The sequence below is a fragment of the Bacillus sp. LK2 genome (assembly GCF_001043575.1).
Lineage (GTDB): Bacteria > Bacillota > Bacilli > Bacillales > Bacillaceae_G > Bacillus_A > Bacillus_A paramycoides.
Genome location: NZ_LDUK01000021.1, coordinates 277,889 through 294,842, shown reverse-complemented (window position 1 = coordinate 294,842; position 16,954 = coordinate 277,889). Strand labels below are relative to the sequence as shown.

Below are 16,954 nucleotides of genomic sequence, written 5' to 3'. Positions count from 1 at the left end.
CTCTAATAGAAGAAAAAAGTATGTGGTTAGGGACTGATGGAGATTCATTTCATTATTTTGGGGTAATTGTATAAGGGGGATTTTTTGTGAGAAAGTCAAAAAAAATGCTAGCTGGAGCAACTCTTGCTATTGGTGTTATAGCGCCGCAAGTATTGCCAACAACAGCTCATGCAGAGGAAAAAACTGGGGAGAGTACAGTTAACTTACGAATTTTAGAAACATCAGATATTCACGTTAACTTAATGAATTATGATTATTATCAAACGAAAACAGATAATAAAGTAGGTCTCGTGCAAACTGCAACGCTTGTTAATAAAGCGCGTGAAGAAGCGAAGAACTCTGTCCTATTTGATGATGGGGATGCATTACAAGGGACGCCGCTTGGGGATTATGTGGCGAATAAAATAAATGATCCGAAGAATCCTGTTGATCCAAGTTATGTACATCCATTATATCGTTTAATGAATTTAATGAAGTATGACGTCATCTCTCTTGGGAATCATGAATTCAACTACGGTTTAGATTATTTAAACAAAGTGATTAGTAAAACGAAGTTCCCAGTTATTAACTCGAATGTTTATAAAGATGATCATGATAATAATGAAGCGAACGATGAAAATTATTTTAAACCATATCATATTTTTGAGAAAGAAGTAGTGGATGAATCAGGTGAAAAACAAAAAGTGAAAATTGGTGTAATGGGATTTGTTCCACCTCAAGTTATGAACTGGGATAAAGCGAATTTAGAAGGAAAAGTAAAAGCGAAAGATATTGTTCAAACAGCGAAGAAAATGGTACCGAAAATGAAAGCAGAAGGTGCAGACGTTATCGTTGCATTAGCTCATTCAGGTGTTGATAAGAGTGGATACAACGTTGGAATGGAAAATGCATCGTTTTATTTAACTGAAGTTTCTGGTGTAGATGCAGTATTAATGGGACATTCACATACTGAAGTGAAGGATATATTTAATGGTGTTCCGGTTGTAATGCCTGGCGTTTTTGGCAGTAACTTAGGTATTATTGATATGCAATTGAAAAAGGTAAACGGAAAATGGGAAGTGCAAAAAGATCAATCTAAGCCACAACTTCGTCCGATTGCTGATGGTAAAGGAAACGCATTAGTAGAATCAGATCAAAAATTAGTTAATGAAATTAAAGATGATCATGAAGCAACAATTAACTATGTTAATACACCTGTAGGTAAAACGACAGCACCAATTAATAGTTATTTTTCACTAGTACAAGATGATCCTTCTGTACAACTTGTGACGAATGCCCAAAAATGGTATGTAGAAAAGTTATTTGCTGAAAATGGACAATATAGTAAATATAAGGGAATTCCAGTTTTATCTGCAGGAGCACCATTTAAAGCAGGTGGCCGAAACGGTGCTACATACTATACTGATATTCCGGCTGGAACTTTAGCGATTAAAAACGTTGCAGATTTATATGTATATCCAAATACATTATATGCTGTGAAAGTAAATGGAGCACAGGTAAAAGAATGGCTTGAAATGTCTGCTGGTCAGTTTAATCAAATCGATCCAAAGAAAACAGAAGAACAGCCATTAGTAAATGTAAACTATCCTACATATAACTTTGATATTTTAGATGGTTTAAAATACGAAATTGATGTGACGCAACCAGCGAAATACGACAAAGATGGAAAAGTTGTAAATGCAAATACGAATCGTATTGTAAATATGACGTATGAAGGTAAGCCTGTAGCTGACGATCAAGAGTTCATCGTAGCGACAAATAACTATCGTGGAAGTAGCCAAACGTTCCCTGGTGTAAGTAAAGGGGAGGTTGTATACCAATCACAAGATGAAACACGTCAAATCATTGTGAAGTATATGCAAGAAACACCAGTTATTGATCCAGCGGCAGATCAAAATTGGGCGTTCAAACCGATTATTGCAGATAAATTAAATACAACATTTGATTCTTCACCAAATGCACAAAAGTATATAAAGAAAGATGGGAAAATATCATATGTTGGACCATCTGAAAATGAATTTGCTAAATATGCAATTGATATAACGAAGAAGAATGATGATGGAGAAAAACCAACGACACCACCAACAGGTGATGGAGGTAATGGAGAAAAACCAACGACACCGCCAACAGGTGATGGAGGTAATGGAGAAAAACCAACAACACCATCAACAGAAGAAGGCAATAATGGTAATGAACCAAAACAAGAAGGAAACAACACTGGATCTGGACAAACTACAACGGAAAGTCAAAATACAAAAGAAACAACAACAACTGTAAGTGAAAATAAAGAAGCTGAAAAAGATGAACATGATTTACCGAAAACAGGTGCAAGTGTTGCTTCTACAATTGGAGCTGGTCTTGCGTTTGTTGGAGCGGGATTACTTATGTTATTTAGAAGAAAGAAAGCAAGTAAATAGTAAAGTATTGTATGAGAAAAGGATTACCGATTACGGTAATCCTTTTTTATGTGTATATTATGAAACTGTTACTGCTTTTTCTTTTTTCCATGAAAGACCGAATCCAGTAAAGCCAACGATAATAGTTACGACTGGACAAGCTAAGCAGAAAATTGCGTATGGAACATAATCGAATGTTGGAACACTAAGGACGTTTGATAAGAATACGCCACTTACACCCCAAGGTACGAGCGGATTAATTACTGTACCAGCATCTTCTAATACTCGTGATAAATTACGACGTTCTAAACCGACTTCATCGTATTTGTTAGCGAATGCTTGTCCTGTTAAAACAATTGATAAGTATTGTTCGCCGAGTAAGAAGTTTACACCAATTGCAGTTGAAGCGGTAGAGATGATTAAGCGTGTACTTGTCTTTACAAAGCTAGAGATGATATTCATAAGCTGTGTGATAATACCCATTCCTTGTAGTAAACCACCCATACATAGAGCTAGGAAAATAAGGGCAATCGACATCATCATACTTTGCAAACCACCGCGAGATAATAAGCTATCAATATCTTTTATACCAGTTTTAGAAACGTAACCGTCCTGCATAATTTTCATTAAATCAGGTAGAGACGTACTTGGCTTGAAAATAAAGAGAATAATGATTCCTACTACGATTCCAGCAAGTAATGTTGGAACTGCGGGCACCTTTTTAAATGCGAATAGGAATAGTAATAAAATCGGAATAAGTGTAACGATAGAAATCGTTGTATTTTTTTCTAATGTACTAATAAAGGTTGTAAAATCAACGTCACCTTTAGTACCGCTGCTTCCTAAAATGAAAAATGCAATAAAAGCAATAATGAAAGCAGGAACTGTTGTCCAAAGCATATTGCGAATATGTTCAAATAAATCTACACCCGTTACAGCTGGAGCTAAGTTTGTTGTATCAGATAAAGGAGACATTTTATCTCCAAAGAAAGCACCAGAAATAATTGCACCAGCGATAAGAGCTGGATCGTATCCAAGAGCACTACCCATGCCCATAAAGGCAAGGCCTACAGTTGCAGCAGTTGTAAACGCACTACCAATACTCGTTCCAACAATTGCACAAACAACAAAAACAGTTGGAATGAAAATTTTAGGAGATACAAGTTGGAAGCCGTATACCATTAAAGTTGGAATTGTTCCAGCTGCGATCCAAACGCTGATTAATACGCCTACAAGTAAGAAAATAAATATAGATGGAATACCAGCTGAAATACTACTGATCATCCCTTTTTCCATAGTAGACCAAGAGATTTTTTTCATAAAGCCAAACGCTAATAAAATAACGATACCGAATAAAATTGGGATATGCGGTGAAACTTCTAATTGAATAACACTAAAACCAATACAGAAAAAGATAAAAATTGTTAAAAGAACAGATTCAATTTTTGAAACCATTGTTTTCCCCTCCTAATTAATCGAAAATAGTCTTTTTTATATAAAATTCGCCAATATTGTATATTTCCTTCTAAAATTTAGAATTTTGTGACAAATTACCGGTAATTGTTAATAATTCTATATGATACGGAAATGATTGGATAAAAAAACGTCCCTGCATATAATTATGCAGGGACGAAGAAATCGCGGTACCACCCTAGCTTGTGAAATGAATGTATCACAAAATAAAGGGTCGTATGATATGCGCTAATAAAATAAAAACGCCCCTGCAATATATGCAGGGACGAAAAATTCGCGGTACCACCCTAAATTGTGAAACAGTGTCGTTTCACCACTCTTTAGACATAACGGTCTATAACCGTCTTTCACTACTCCTCACGTTTCGTAAAAGAAGCTCCAGGGGGTAATTCATAAATCGCTCTGTACTGGTTCGCACCGACCACCAGCTCTCTGAAATCAGAAATCGAAATACTACTAAATCCTATCAACGCCGATTCATATGATGTTAGTTAAATTTTTATCATATATTCGTCTCACATGTCAATAAAAACATTCAAGATTTTTTAAGGGGAATAAAGGGAAAATGTTTTTAAAGCTCTAAATTTGTGCGTTATAATGAAAGTGAAAGGGGGAGAAAAGAGTGAAGAAAAAAATAGTTCTTTTTACAACCTTATTAGTTGTTGGGAGTGGTGCTGGAATTTACACAGCTTTTGCAGCCTCCTCAGACCAACCAGATAAATACAAAATACAGCAGTCAGAAGTGAAAAAAGTAAAAGAAACTGAAGAGAAGAAATCAATGGAAAAAACAGCGGAGAAACTAGGTGTTTCTACCGATGGAAAAACAAAAGATGAGATTGAAAAAGAAGTAAACACTGCCAGACTTGAGCAGCGACACGATCTATTAATTGAGCATGCAAAACAACTTGGAATTGATACAGAAGGAAAAAAAGATGAAGAAATTATTTTAGAAATTGGAAAGGTAAAGCATGGAAGGTAGAACAACTTATCGTATGATAAGTTGTTCTTTTTTAAGAACCTTTTGATTTAAAAATAATTGACAGTCATTCGGATTTAATGTTAACTGTATTTATGAACTAGTTAACATTAGGGGTGACAATTGTGACTGTTAGTAGTAATACGAATGAAAAATTACCTTATACATATGAAGAATTATCGGAGAAAAATAAAGCCTATGTATGGCATCCATTTACACAAATGAAAGATTATATAGAAGAAGATCCTGTCATTATTGAACGTGGAGAGGGAAGAAAGCTATACGATGTAAATGGAAATGAATATTGGGACGGTGTTTCGTCTATTTGGTTAAATGTGCATGGGCATCAAGTACCGGAACTAGATGAAGCAATTCGTGAGCAATTAAATAAAATTGCACATTCTACTATGTTGGGACTTGCTAACGTTCCATCTATTTTATTAGCAGAAAAAATAATTGATATTGTACCAGAAGGCTTGAAGAAAGTATTTTATTCAGACTCTGGTTCAACCGCTGTTGAAATTGCAATTAAGATGGCTTTTCAATATTGGCAGCATAAAGGGAAACCGAGAAAACAAAGATTTGTTACATTAAAAGAAGCATATCACGGTGATACAATTGGTGCTGTTTCAGTAGGAGCAATAGACTTGTTTCACCAAGTGTATAGTTCGCTCTTATTTGAAGCAATCAAAATGCCTTATCCGTATACATATCGTTCTCCTTATGGAGATAATAAGGAACAAATTGTAAAAAAACATTTAGAAGAAATGGAAGAGCTACTGAAAGAAAAACATGAAGAAGTAGCAGCGATTATTGTGGAGCCATTAATGCAAGGTGCTGGCGGGATGATTACAATGCCGAAAGGATATTTAAAAGGGCTTCGCGATTTATGTACAAAATACAATGTATTATTTATTACAGATGAGGTAGCGACGGGATTTGGGCGTACCGGAAAAATGTTTGCATGTGAACATGAGAATGTGACGCCAGACATTTTAACTGCGGGAAAAGGTTTAACAGGTGGTTATTTACCTGTTGCAATTACGATAACGACAGATGAAATTTATAATGCCTTCTTAGGAGACTATGAAGAACAAAAAACGTTTTTCCATGGTCATAGTTATACAGGGAATCCGTTAGGGTGTGCTGTAGCAATTGCAAATTTAGAACTATATGAAAAAACTAATTTAATAGAAGATGTTGCGTATAAAACGGAATATGTAGCAAAACAATTAGAAGCGCTTAATGAATATAAGCATGTAGGAGATATTCGTCAGTGCGGGCTAATGGTTGGCATTGAACTTGTTAAAAATAAGGAAACGAAAGAATCGTTTGAATGGACAGAAAGAGTCGGCGTTCAAGTGTGTAAACGCTCAAGAGAGTTAGGCATGATTTTACGTCCACTTGGTAACACCATTGTATTTATGCCTCCTCTTGCATCTACAATGGCTGAAATTGATGAGATGTTACGCATTTTATATAAAGCAATCTCAGATGTTACGGAGGAAGAATGATGAGTAGTTTCTTTATAACAGCAACAGATACGGAAGTTGGAAAAACTGTAGTGGCAGGGGCCTTAGCAGGTATATTTCGTGAGCGTGGGTATAATGTTGGTGTATTTAAACCGTTGCAAAGTGGACATGTTGCGTCAAATCCAGATGGGGATGCAGCAAGGTTAAAAGCATTATCGGGTGTACCGACAAAAGAAGATGAAATTTGCCCTTATTCAATTGAAGAACCACTTGCTCCGAGACTTGCCATGAAAAGAGCTGGAAGAGTCGTAAAGTTAAAAGAAATTATTGCGCACTATGAGGAGTTATTAAAAGAGTTTAATAGCCTATTTGTAGAAGGAGCTGGTGGGCTTGCCGTCCCATATACAGAAGACGCTCTAGTAATCGATTTCGCAAAAGAATTAAAGCTGCCTCTTATTGTAGTAGCACGTCCTACACTAGGAACAGTAAATCATACAATTTTAACAATAGCTTACGCAAAGGCACACGGATTAACAGTGGCAGGTGTCATTTTATCTGGTTGTAAAGAATGTGAAATGGAAAGAGTACAAGAAAATAAAGAAATGATTGAAGAATTGAGTGGGGTACCGGTTTTAGGTTTATTACCATTCTTTGAAGGTGAGTTTACAAAAGAAGAAGTCTTGGAATCTGCAAAAGAATATATAATGATTTCAAAATTAGAGGAGTTCGTCCAAAATGAATCAAATGTGGCGCACACATCTTCAATCTAAATTACAACAATTAAATGAGCAAGGGCAGTATCGCAATTTGCATGTAACAGAGCAAGCAGAAGAGACATGGCTTATTCGAGATAAGAAAAGGATGCTAAATTTAGCATCAAATAATTATTTAGGATTAGCTGGAGATGAAAGGTTGAAAGAAGCTGCTATTGTCTGTACAAAAAAATATGGAACTGGAGCGACAGCATCTCGTCTCGTTGTAGGAAATTATCCACTGTATGACGAGGTTGAGAGAAGTATATGTAATTGGAAAGGTACTGAAAGATCCTTAATTGTAAATAGTGGATATACCGCGAATGTTGGAGCGATTGCTTCGTTAGTTGGTCGTCATGATATTGTTTTTAGTGATAAATTAAATCATGCAAGTATTGTTGATGGAATTATATTAAGCGGGGCAGAACATAAAAGGTATCGTCATAATGATTTGGATCATTTAGAGAAGCTGTTGAAAATAGCGTCACCTGAAAAGAAGAAATTAATCGTAACAGATACTGTTTTTAGTATGGATGGTGATACTGCATATTTGAGAGATTTAGTGCAACTTAAAGAGAAATACGGGGCAATCATTATAGTTGATGAAGCGCATGCGAGTGGAATATACGGAATTAGTGGAGCTGGATTATCTCATATAGAAAAAGATATTGCTCAAAAAATTGATATACATATGGGGACGTTTAGTAAGGCTTTAGGGTGTTATGGTGCGTATTTAACAGGTGATGCAATTTATATAGAGTATTTACAAAATATGATGAGGAGCTTTATTTTTACTACAGCCTTACCACCAGGAACATTAGGAGCGATACAAAAAGCAATTGAGATTGTGAAAGAAGATCACGAAAGAAGAGAGAACCTTATAGCGAATGGTGCGTACTTCAGGAACCGTTTAGGAGAAGCTGGTTTTGATATTGGGAATAGCTCAACTCATATTGTACCGATTGTAGTCGGTTCAAATGAAAATGCCCTACGCTTTAGTGAAAAATTGCAAGAGATAGGCATTACAGCAATTGCAATTCGCCCACCAACTGTTCCGGTCAATAGTTCCCGAATTCGCTTTGCAGTTACGTCACAACATACAAGAGCCAATTTAAGATGGGCAACGCAACATATTATTCGTATTGGTAAAGAAGAGGGGTTTTTAGTATGAAAGAGCTGAAGATTATTTTTATTCCTGGATGGGGAATGGAAGAAGAGGTTTGGACTTTAGTTCTGCCGTATTTTAAAGGATATTCTGTTCAATGTGTAGAGTGGCGTAATGTGAAAGAAAGTAGTGAATTTGTGGGGCGCATCATAGATGCAGCAAATGATGAAAATGTGATTTTAGTTGGGTGGTCATTAGGAGCGCTAGCCGCTATCCAATCTTATAAAAAGATTAAGGCAAAAGGTATAGTTTTAATAGGTGGTACTGCTAAATTTACAATTACTAGCGACTATACAAGTGGGTGGAATGCTTCATTTGTAGAACGTATGAAAAAGAATTTAGCAAGGCAGAAAGAAAGTACGCTACAGCGCTTCTATGAAAATATGTTTACAAAAAATGAGTTAAAAGAGAATAAGAATTTTGAAGAGATTACAATGCGATTTAAAGGAGACACGACTCAGTCTTTGCAATTAGGTTTAGATTATTTAATAGAAACAGATATGAGAAATGAATTAACAGATATTAAAGCCCCGTTGTTACTCCTTCATGGAGAGCAGGATGTAATATGTCCATTGTCTGCAGCTCATAGTATAACGAAGAATACGAACGCTACGCTAAAAGTAGTAAGCGGGGCTGGGCATGCATTATGCATAACGAATTTTGAATATTGCGCAAATGAAATAATTCAATTTGTAGAGGGGATACGACATGATCAACAAAATGTTACTGCAAAAACGGTTTAACGGGGCGGCGGTATCTTACGATCAATATGCAAACGTGCAAAAGAAAATGGCACAATCGTTACTTTCTATATTGCAAGAAAGGTACAGTGAAGCATCATCGATACGTATTTTAGAACTTGGATGTGGAACTGGATATGTAACAGAGCAATTATCAAATTCATTTCCGAAAGCACATATTACAGCTGTTGATTTTGCTAATGAGATGATTGCAGTGGCGAAGGCTAGGAAACAAGTAGAGAATGTTGTATTTAGATGTGAAGATATTGAGAAATTAAAATTAGAAGATTCATATGATGTCATTATTTCAAATGCTACATTTCAATGGCTAAATGATCTAAAAGCGACAGTGAAAAATTTATTTAACCATTTGTCTGAAGAGGGAATATTATTATTTTCAACGTTTGGTAATACGACTTTCCAAGAATTACATACATCTTTCCAACGTGCTAAGAAAGAAAAGGGGATACACAATTGTACTTCAATTGGACAACGCTTCGTTTCGAAAGAACAGTTGGTAAATATATGCAAAATACCATTAGGAGATGTACATGTTTCTGAAACATGTTACATAGAAAGATTTACAGAAGTTAGGGAGTTTCTACATTCTATTCGAAAAGTAGGAGCGACCAATAGTAATGAAGAATCGTATTGTCAAAGTCCTTCACTCTTTCGGGCGATGCTTCGAATATACGAAAGAGACTTCACGGAAAAAGAAGGGATAATGGCAACATATCACGCTTTATTTACGTATATAACAAAAGAGGGGAAGAGATGAAATGAAACAAGTACAAACAAAAAGGGATTGGAAAAAACTTGCATACGACGTAGTAGAAGAGAAAATGATTACGAAAGAAGATGCAATAGCGATATTAGAAGCTGATGACACAGAAGTTTTAGAAATTATGAATGCAGCTTATATCATTCGCCATCATCATTTTGGTAAGAAAGTAAAATTGAATATGATTATTAATACGAAATCAGGCTTATGTCCTGAAGATTGCGGGTATTGTTCACAGTCTATTATTTCAGAAGCACCGATTGATAAATATGCATGGTTAACGCAGGAGAAAATTGTAGAAGGAGCACATGAAGCAATTCGCCGTAAAGCAGGTACATATTGTATTGTAGCATCTGGACGTCGTCCGACGGATAAAGAAGTAAATCACGTAATTGGAGCAGTTAAGGAGATTCGTGAAACGACAGATTTGAAGATTTGTTGTTGTTTAGGTTTCTTAAACGAAGATCAAGCAGGACGTTTAGCAGAGGCTGGTGTGCATCGTTATAACCACAACTTAAATACACATGAAAATAATTATGATAGTATTTGCTCAACTCATACGTATGACGATCGTGTTGATACAGTTCAAAAGGCGAAGCAAGCCGGCATTTCACCATGCTCTGGGGCGATTTTTGGAATGGGAGAAACAATTGAACAACGTGCTGAAATTGCCTTTGAATTACAACGTATAGATGCAGATTCTATTCCTTGCAATTTCCTTGTTGCTGTAAAGGGGACGCCGCTTGAAGGACAAAAAGAGTTAACACCTGTAGAATGTTTAAAAGTGTTGGCGATGATGCGTTTTGTAAACCCAACAAAAGAAATTCGTATTTCAGGAGGACGCGAAATCAATTTACGTTCTGTACAGCCGCTCGGTTTATTTGCAGCAAACTCTATTTTTGTCGGCGATTATTTAACGACAGCTGGACAAGAGCCGACTGCGGACTGGGGTATGATTGAAGATTTAGGATTTGAGATTGAAGAATGTGCACTATAATATAGATGAAAAGCAAACTTTTTTAAGAGTTTGCTTTTTTTGTAAATAAAATGTAATAAAAAGCCATTAACGCTTGATACTATTGCCTTTTAATCGAGAAAAAGAATTTTTGTGGACGAATTTTCCAAGGCCCAATTGTACATAGTAAAAAAGTAATTTATATTGGGTTGGAGGATTTTACATGCACAAATATATATTAGCTATTATGACTTGTCTTATTTTAATAAAAGCAATAAGTGCTGATCCAGTTAAGGCGGCTGAAAATCCTGAACAAAAAGAAATGCAACAAAGAATTGAACAACATTTTCGAACGAAAGCTGAGCATTTTGGACTTGAAACAGAAGGAAAAGATTTAAAAGAAGTGCGGAAAGAAATTTATATTATAGAAGAATCGAAAAAGAGAGAAAATGTGTGGAGAACAGCACAAACTCTTCGTATAAAAACAGAAGGAAAAACGATGGATGAATTAATAGAAGATGTACGAAAAAAGGTGAAAAAATAAAATAAAAAAAGAGGCCGTAGCCTCTTTTTTTTAAGCCCATTGTTTTGATAAGTGAGCCATTTCGATTGCAGCAACTGCTGATTCATATCCTTTATTACCAGCTTTTGTACCTGCACGTTCAATCGCTTGTTCAATTGTTTCTGTCGTTAATACACCGAAAATAACTGGAATGTCTGTTTGTAGTGATAAAGACGCAACACCTTTTGCTACTTCATTACAAACGTAATCGTAATGTGTTGTAGCACCACGGATTACTGTACCTAATGTAATAACAGCATCATACTTTCCGCTATTGGCCATCTTTTTAGCGATCAAAGGAATTTCGAATGCACCAGGAACCCATGCAACGTCAATATCATTTTCTTCTACACCGTGGCGCTTTAATCCATCTAAAGCCCCGCCGAGTAACTTGCTTGTAATAAACTCATTAAAACGTCCAACAACAACCCCAACTTTTAAACCTGTACCAACTAAATGACCTTCGAATACCATATTTTATCTCTCCCTTAATTATAAGTTTAATAAATGTCCTAATTTGTTTACTTTCGTTTGTAAATACGTTTTATTTTCTTCTTTTGCTGGCATTTGCAACGGTACACGCTCGATTACTTCTAAATCGTAACCTTGTAAGCCAGCAATTTTTCGTGGATTATTCGTTAATAATCGTAACCTTTGTAAGCCTAAATCTTTTAAAATTTGAGCGCCAATACCGTAATCACGAAGATCTGCTGGGAACCCGAGTTTTTCATTTGCTTCTACAGTATCAAAGCCTTCTTCTTGTAATTTATAAGCGCGAAGCTTATTAAGAAGCCCAATGCCTCGTCCTTCTTGTCTCATATAGAGAAGAACCCCTTTTCCTTCACGCTCAATTTGAGCAAGCGCAGCATGTAGCTGTGGTCCGCAGTCACAGCGGCACGAACCGAATACATCACCTGTTAAGCATTCTGAATGGACACGTACAAGTATATGATCACCTGTTGAAATATCACCTTTTACGAGTGCGATATGTTCTTTCGTGTCTAATGAGTTAGAATAGCCAATTGCATGAAACGTACCGAAATCAGTAGGTAATGTAATTTCCACTTCTCTCGTTACAAGCGTTTCATGATGGCGGCGATAAGCAATCAAATCTTCAATTGTAATCATTTTTATATCAAATTGTTTTGCGCACTGCAGTAAATCAGGTACACGTGCCATCGTCCCATCTTCATTTATAATCTCGCAAATGACCCCAGCTGGTTCTGCTCCGCAAAGTTTGGCTAAATCGACAGCAGCTTCTGTATGACCAGCACGGCGCAAGACACCGCCTTCTTTCGCAATTAATGGAAAGATATGTCCAGGGCGATTGAAATCAGCACTTTTTGATGTAGGATTTAACAATTCTTGTATCGTAGTTGCACGTTCGTGAGCGCTAATCCCTGTAGTTGTAGAAATATGATCAATACTTACTGTAAACGCAGTATGATGTGAATCTGTATTATGAGAAACCATCGGTTCTAACTGTAGACGCTCTGCGCATTGTTCTGTAATCGGTACGCAAACGAGGCCACGACCGTGTGTAATCATAAAATTAATCGTTTCTGGTGTAATGAACTCTGCTAAAGCAATAAAATCGCCTTCATTTTCTCGGTTTTCATCATCACATACGATAACGACTTTTCCTTGTTTTAAATCTTCTAGAGCTTCTTCAATACGATGAAACATTGTGTTTCCCCCTTATAGAAATCCGTTTTCTTGTAAAAAGCTTTCGGTCATTGAATCTGTTTTTTTTACCGGTTTTGAAATAAAGCGTTCAATATATTTACCAATCATGTCACACTCAATATTTACGATATCTCTGGCTTTTTTTTCTCCGATGACAGATTCGCTTACTGTGTGTGGGATGAGTGAGATTGTAATTGAAGATTCGTCTATATCAAATATTGTCAAACTAGTGCCATCAACAGAAACGGATCCTTTATGCAAACAATAGCGTAGTAATTCATCAGAAATTGCTATTTTGTAATAGATGGCATTGTAATGTTGTTTTTTAGTTAAAATCGTACCGATGCCATCTATATGTCCGGTGACGAAATGTCCACCGAATCGTCCGTTCGCAGCCATTGCCCGTTCTAAATTTACTTTGGCATTTGGCTTTAGCATACGAAGTGATGTTGCTTTCATAGTTTCAGGCATTGCATCGACGGTGAATGAAGTAGTCGTAAAATGAGTCACGGTTAAGCAAATCCCATTAACTGCGATGCTATCACCTAACTTGACATCGGATAAAATTTGATTTGCGCTAATAGTTAACTTCATTGCTTCCCCACTTTGAGTCATGCTTGATATCGTTCCTAACTCTTCTACAATTCCTGTAAACATTCCGTCACCTCGCTTTTTAAGGTTGCAACAATTTTTATATCATTACCAATTTGTTTCATCTCTTGAATTGTTAAGGGAAGTGCATCTTGTAATTTTGAAAAACCATTTCCGCCAAATAAAGTAGGTGCATCTTTTCCACCGATTAATCTCGGGCTTATATAGGTCACAATTTCATTAAAACTATATGTTTTTAAGAAACTTGCATGTACCGTTTGACCACCTTCAACGAATAGAGAAAGAATTTGTTTCTCCCCGAGTAGGGATAGGACATCTTGTATTTCAATTTGCTTCGTTTTCATTTGGAATACAGCTATATTGTTAGATTCATAAGATGCTATTTGCTCTTTATTTACATCCTTACCGACAATAATCCATGTCGGAGCTAAGCCATCTGTTATGACATGAGAAGATGGCGGCGTTCGTAAGTGGGTATCTAAAATAACGCGTATAGGATGTTTACCTCCGTTTGGAATTCTTGTTGTTAAGTGTGGATTATCAGTTATAACTGTATTCACACCGACAAGGATAGCATCATGCATATGACGATATCGGTGAACATCAGCTCGCGCTTCTTCACCTGTAATCCACTTACTTTCACCGGTTACAGTCGCTGTTTTTCCATCTAAGCTCATTGCTGTTTTTATTGTTACAAATGGACGTTTCGTTTTCATATAGTGGAAAAAGTATCGATTTAATAAAGTTGCTTCCGCTTCAAGAACACCGGTAGTTACCTCGATTCCGGATGCTTCTAATCTCCTTTTTCCATTACCGGAAACGAGTGGATTGCAATCAAGGGTAGCAATTACAACACGCTGGACTCCTTTTTCAATGAGTGATTCACAGCAAGGTGGTGTTTTTCCAAAATGGCTACACGGTTCAAGTGTTACATAAACGGTAGCGCCTTTTGCTCTTTCACCAGCCATGTGAAGAGCATGAACTTCAGCGTGTTCTTCACCAGCACATAAGTGAGCACCCATTCCAATAATATTTCCATCCTTTACAACAACAGCACCAACCATAGGGTTTGGACTTGTTTGTCCTGATGTACCTTGTGCTAACTGCAAGGCAATTCTCATATATTCTTGATCTGTCATTCTCTTCACCTCTCCTGAAAAAATCAAAAAACCCCAAGGATATAAAATCCTTGGGGTTTGGGAGACGTGATTTCTAGAAATATAGTTCGAATACGAAAGTATAGGAAAGAAACCTAACGATGACTGATATTTTGGCATAAGGAAAAAGCCTAGCACAATATCGAGTTTTTCAAACGCTAGTCGTATCTTTTTATTTCAGTATAGAAAGATAAGTATACAAAATAAAACATATATGAAGATTCAAAATGAACCTTTAAAAATATGCATACTGAAATAAAAGTGTATTCGCTATATATAATTACTAGAAAACATATCCTTCTCCCATCCAGACTATACTGTCGGCCCTAGAGTTTCACTAGATCCACCGTTTTCGAGTTGAAAACGGGTCACGGACTTAAAAGCTTTCGCTTCATCACCGCCGGTTGGGAATTTCACCCGACCCCGAAGGATGTTGTTTGCTCACATTATAGCACAAAAAAGAAAAAAGCATAGTAGAAAATGTTCGAATGTGAAGAATTGTGTGAAAATACATGTTGCTTTGAATGGAGTCAAAAGGAATAGAAATGTTGTAATGGGAAGGTGTGTACAGGCGTTGATTAAAAGAAAAAACATGCACAAAAAATGTGCATGTTTTTTACAAAATTATTCTGCCTCTGGTGCTCTAACAACAGATTCGAATTTTCCTTTATGCGAAGCATCGCAATAAGGCATATTTTTTGATAGACCACAACGGCATAAAGAAAATGCCGGTTTTGCTGGAAATACATTCCCTTGTGAATCGACTAATTCCACGTCCCCTGTAACGCGAAAAGAGCCATTATCATTTACTTTAATTTGTACTTTTGCCAACGTTATCCCTCCTTTCCAAACGCTTAATCTCATCATATAATCAGGGGGAGGACTTGACAATAAAAAAGAGTTCTTTGTATGAAAGAAGAGGGAATGTTATAATAGCTTTTATAACTGATTAGAGTAAGGTGACGAAAGATGGATAAACAATTACGAACACTACAAAATATTGCAAATGAGCGCACGTGGGCGTCATTTTTGAATGATAATCATCCATATAGTTTACTTCATTGGTCAATCGCAGGTGTAGGACAAGAACCGAAAGATGTTTGGTTACTTCAAGATGAGGTGACCTTTCAAACGACGGAATTCCCAACGCTAGATGAGGCAGTAAAGTGGATTTCTGAAAATATGGAACAAGTTACAGACGTTTTAGCGCAGTAAAAAACAGGCTTATGCAAGCCTGTTTTTTGTTTCTTTTACATATGTGTTTAAAAATTTGTCAATGGCAGCTTCGTACTCTTCTTTATTTTCATTATAAGAGCAAGCGTGTGCACCATGTTCTGCAATATAAAGTTGTTTATTATTCTCTTTTGCTTCATAAAGTGATTTCGTCATATCAGCTAAAATATAGTCATCATCTTTACTATGAATAAAGAGAACAGGATTGTTAATATTTTTTATGCAATCAATTGGTGAAACTTCACGAATTGTATAGCCGTCACGAACTTTTAAAAAGGCATTTGCTAAAGGTAATAAAGGCCATTTTGGCAAATGAAATTCAACCTTTAAACGATGTTGTAATTGTCCGTAAAAATCAGAGAAAGGACAATCAGCAATATAAAAATCGGCATCATCTTCTACAAGTCCTGCATATTGAAGAAGGGTTGCAGCACCCATAGATTCACCATGAATTCCAAGTGTAATATTCGTTCCGAAACGACTTTTTAGCCAGTCAACTACTGATTTTAAATCATGTTTTTCATAATAGCCATAGCTTGTCGTTTTGCCACCTGTTTTACCATGGCGACGATGATCATAAATAAATACGTTATATCCTCTACTCAAAAATAAGTTTGCATACTTAACGGAATTCATTTTATTTACAGTCACACCGTGGCAAAAAATCATAAATTTATTGGAATGTCCAGCTGGCATGTAATATCCGTGAAGTTCGTATCCAAATTGAGAAGGGATGTGAATTTCTTCTTTTTGAATAGCATTAAAATCGTCCAAATGAAAATGTTTTTTCGTTTCGCGTTCTAAAACTTCTTCCTCTGTTTTTTTCTTCAAGTACATAACTTTATTTGTAAAGAAAATCCCAATAGCAGTTAGTGCACCTAGTATAGTAAACAATGCTGTAAAAAAACGTTTCATACTTTACCTCATCCTCCAAATACCTCTACATATGATACACTTACATTGTATCACAATGATATAAAAAGGGGAGAAATCG

General features: G+C 36.2%; 17 protein-coding genes, 1 riboswitch and 1 other annotated feature. Of the genes, 10 read left to right on the top strand and 7 right to left on the bottom strand.

The window, feature by feature from the left end; genetic code table 11:
* Nucleotides 1-86: 86 nt before the first annotated feature.
* Complete coding sequence (gene cpdB / locus VK90_RS16450) at nucleotides 87-2,417, top strand: bifunctional 2',3'-cyclic-nucleotide 2'-phosphodiesterase/3'-nucleotidase (RefSeq protein ID WP_048374125.1); 2,331 nt, start codon at nucleotides 87-89, stop codon at nucleotides 2,415-2,417.
* 57 nt (nucleotides 2,418-2,474) lie between these two features.
* Here cpdB and nhaC read toward each other — a convergent pair whose 3' ends face one another.
* Complete coding sequence (nhaC, locus tag VK90_RS16445) at nucleotides 2,475-3,851, bottom strand: Na+/H+ antiporter NhaC (RefSeq protein ID WP_048374124.1); 1,377 nt, start codon at nucleotides 3,849-3,851, stop codon at nucleotides 2,475-2,477.
* A gap of 276 nt (nucleotides 3,852-4,127) precedes the next feature.
* Nucleotides 4,128-4,348, bottom strand: a binding site (T-box leader).
* Nucleotides 4,349-4,491: 143 nt separating this feature from the next.
* Here nhaC and VK90_RS16440 point away from each other — a divergent pair.
* The 8 genes from VK90_RS16440 to VK90_RS16405 all read left to right on the top strand — a co-directional run bounded on the left by VK90_RS16440 (nucleotide 4,492) and on the right by VK90_RS16405 (nucleotide 11,254).
* Nucleotides 4,492-4,848, top strand: a complete 357-nt coding sequence (locus tag VK90_RS16440; RefSeq protein ID WP_048374123.1) for a hypothetical protein — start codon at nucleotides 4,492-4,494, stop codon at nucleotides 4,846-4,848.
* 122 nt (nucleotides 4,849-4,970) lie between these two features.
* The gene (gene bioA / locus VK90_RS16435; protein ID WP_048374122.1) at nucleotides 4,971-6,359 is read left to right on the top strand and encodes an adenosylmethionine--8-amino-7-oxononanoate transaminase; all 1,389 of its coding nucleotides are present in this window, start codon (nucleotides 4,971-4,973) and stop codon (nucleotides 6,357-6,359) included.
* Nucleotides 6,359-7,087: a dethiobiotin synthase gene (gene bioD, locus VK90_RS16430; protein ID WP_048374121.1), complete on the top strand. Its 729-nt coding sequence runs from the start codon at nucleotides 6,359-6,361 to the stop codon at nucleotides 7,085-7,087. Before bioA ends, bioD begins: the two co-directional genes overlap by 1 nt.
* Nucleotides 7,053-8,240 (top strand): 8-amino-7-oxononanoate synthase, encoded by a 1,188-nt coding sequence (gene bioF, locus VK90_RS16425; RefSeq protein ID WP_048374120.1) that lies wholly within the window; start codon nucleotides 7,053-7,055, stop codon nucleotides 8,238-8,240. Before bioD ends, bioF begins: the two co-directional genes overlap by 35 nt.
* Entirely contained in the window at nucleotides 8,237-8,977 is a 741-nt protein-coding gene (locus VK90_RS16420) for an alpha/beta fold hydrolase (RefSeq protein WP_048374119.1), read from the top strand. Before bioF ends, VK90_RS16420 begins: the two co-directional genes overlap by 4 nt.
* Nucleotides 8,943-9,752, top strand: coding sequence for a malonyl-ACP O-methyltransferase BioC (bioC, locus tag VK90_RS16415; RefSeq protein ID WP_048374118.1), 810 nt, complete (start codon nucleotides 8,943-8,945; stop codon nucleotides 9,750-9,752). The genes VK90_RS16420 and bioC overlap by 35 nt, the downstream gene beginning before the upstream one ends.
* A 1-nt stretch (nucleotide 9,753) precedes the next feature.
* Entirely contained in the window at nucleotides 9,754-10,752 is a 999-nt protein-coding gene (gene bioB / locus VK90_RS16410) for a biotin synthase (RefSeq protein ID WP_002173341.1), read from the top strand.
* Between the two features lie 181 nt (nucleotides 10,753-10,933).
* Nucleotides 10,934-11,254: a hypothetical protein gene (locus tag VK90_RS16405; protein ID WP_048374117.1), complete on the top strand. Its 321-nt coding sequence runs from the start codon at nucleotides 10,934-10,936 to the stop codon at nucleotides 11,252-11,254.
* 30 nt (nucleotides 11,255-11,284) lie between these two features.
* On the opposite strand, the gene ribH is transcribed toward VK90_RS16405, so the two are convergent.
* From ribH to VK90_RS16380, 5 genes are all read right to left on the bottom strand, one after another.
* Entirely contained in the window at nucleotides 11,285-11,746 is a 462-nt protein-coding gene (ribH, locus tag VK90_RS16400; RefSeq protein WP_000230892.1) for a 6,7-dimethyl-8-ribityllumazine synthase, read from the bottom strand.
* A gap of 18 nt (nucleotides 11,747-11,764) precedes the next feature.
* A complete protein-coding gene (gene ribBA / locus VK90_RS16395) occupies nucleotides 11,765-12,958 on the bottom strand; it encodes a bifunctional 3,4-dihydroxy-2-butanone 4-phosphate synthase/GTP cyclohydrolase II (protein ID WP_025150118.1) in 1,194 nt (397 codons plus the stop codon).
* Nucleotides 12,959-12,970: 12 nt separating this feature from the next.
* On the bottom strand, nucleotides 12,971-13,615 hold the full coding sequence (ribE, locus tag VK90_RS16390) for a riboflavin synthase (protein ID WP_048374116.1): 645 nt from the start codon (nucleotides 13,613-13,615) through the stop codon (nucleotides 12,971-12,973).
* The gene (gene ribD / locus VK90_RS16385) at nucleotides 13,597-14,709 is read right to left on the bottom strand and encodes a bifunctional diaminohydroxyphosphoribosylaminopyrimidine deaminase/5-amino-6-(5-phosphoribosylamino)uracil reductase RibD (RefSeq protein ID WP_048374115.1); all 1,113 of its coding nucleotides are present in this window, start codon (nucleotides 14,707-14,709) and stop codon (nucleotides 13,597-13,599) included. Before ribD ends, ribE begins: the two co-directional genes overlap by 19 nt.
* A gap of 309 nt (nucleotides 14,710-15,018) precedes the next feature.
* Nucleotides 15,019-15,162: riboswitch (FMN riboswitch) on the bottom strand.
* Nucleotides 15,163-15,351: 189 nt separating this feature from the next.
* Complete coding sequence (locus tag VK90_RS16380) at nucleotides 15,352-15,558, bottom strand: CDGSH iron-sulfur domain-containing protein (RefSeq protein WP_001151582.1); 207 nt, start codon at nucleotides 15,556-15,558, stop codon at nucleotides 15,352-15,354.
* 138 nt (nucleotides 15,559-15,696) lie between these two features.
* On the opposite strand from VK90_RS16380, the gene VK90_RS16375 reads away from it, so the two are divergent.
* The gene (locus tag VK90_RS16375; protein ID WP_002173336.1) at nucleotides 15,697-15,942 is read left to right on the top strand and encodes a DUF2552 family protein; all 246 of its coding nucleotides are present in this window, start codon (nucleotides 15,697-15,699) and stop codon (nucleotides 15,940-15,942) included.
* 9 nt (nucleotides 15,943-15,951) lie between these two features.
* Here the strand turns inward: VK90_RS16375 and VK90_RS16370 are convergent, their stop codons facing one another.
* Nucleotides 15,952-16,875: an alpha/beta hydrolase gene (locus tag VK90_RS16370; protein WP_048374114.1), complete on the bottom strand. Its 924-nt coding sequence runs from the start codon at nucleotides 16,873-16,875 to the stop codon at nucleotides 15,952-15,954.
* Nucleotides 16,876-16,954: the final 79 nt, after the last annotated feature.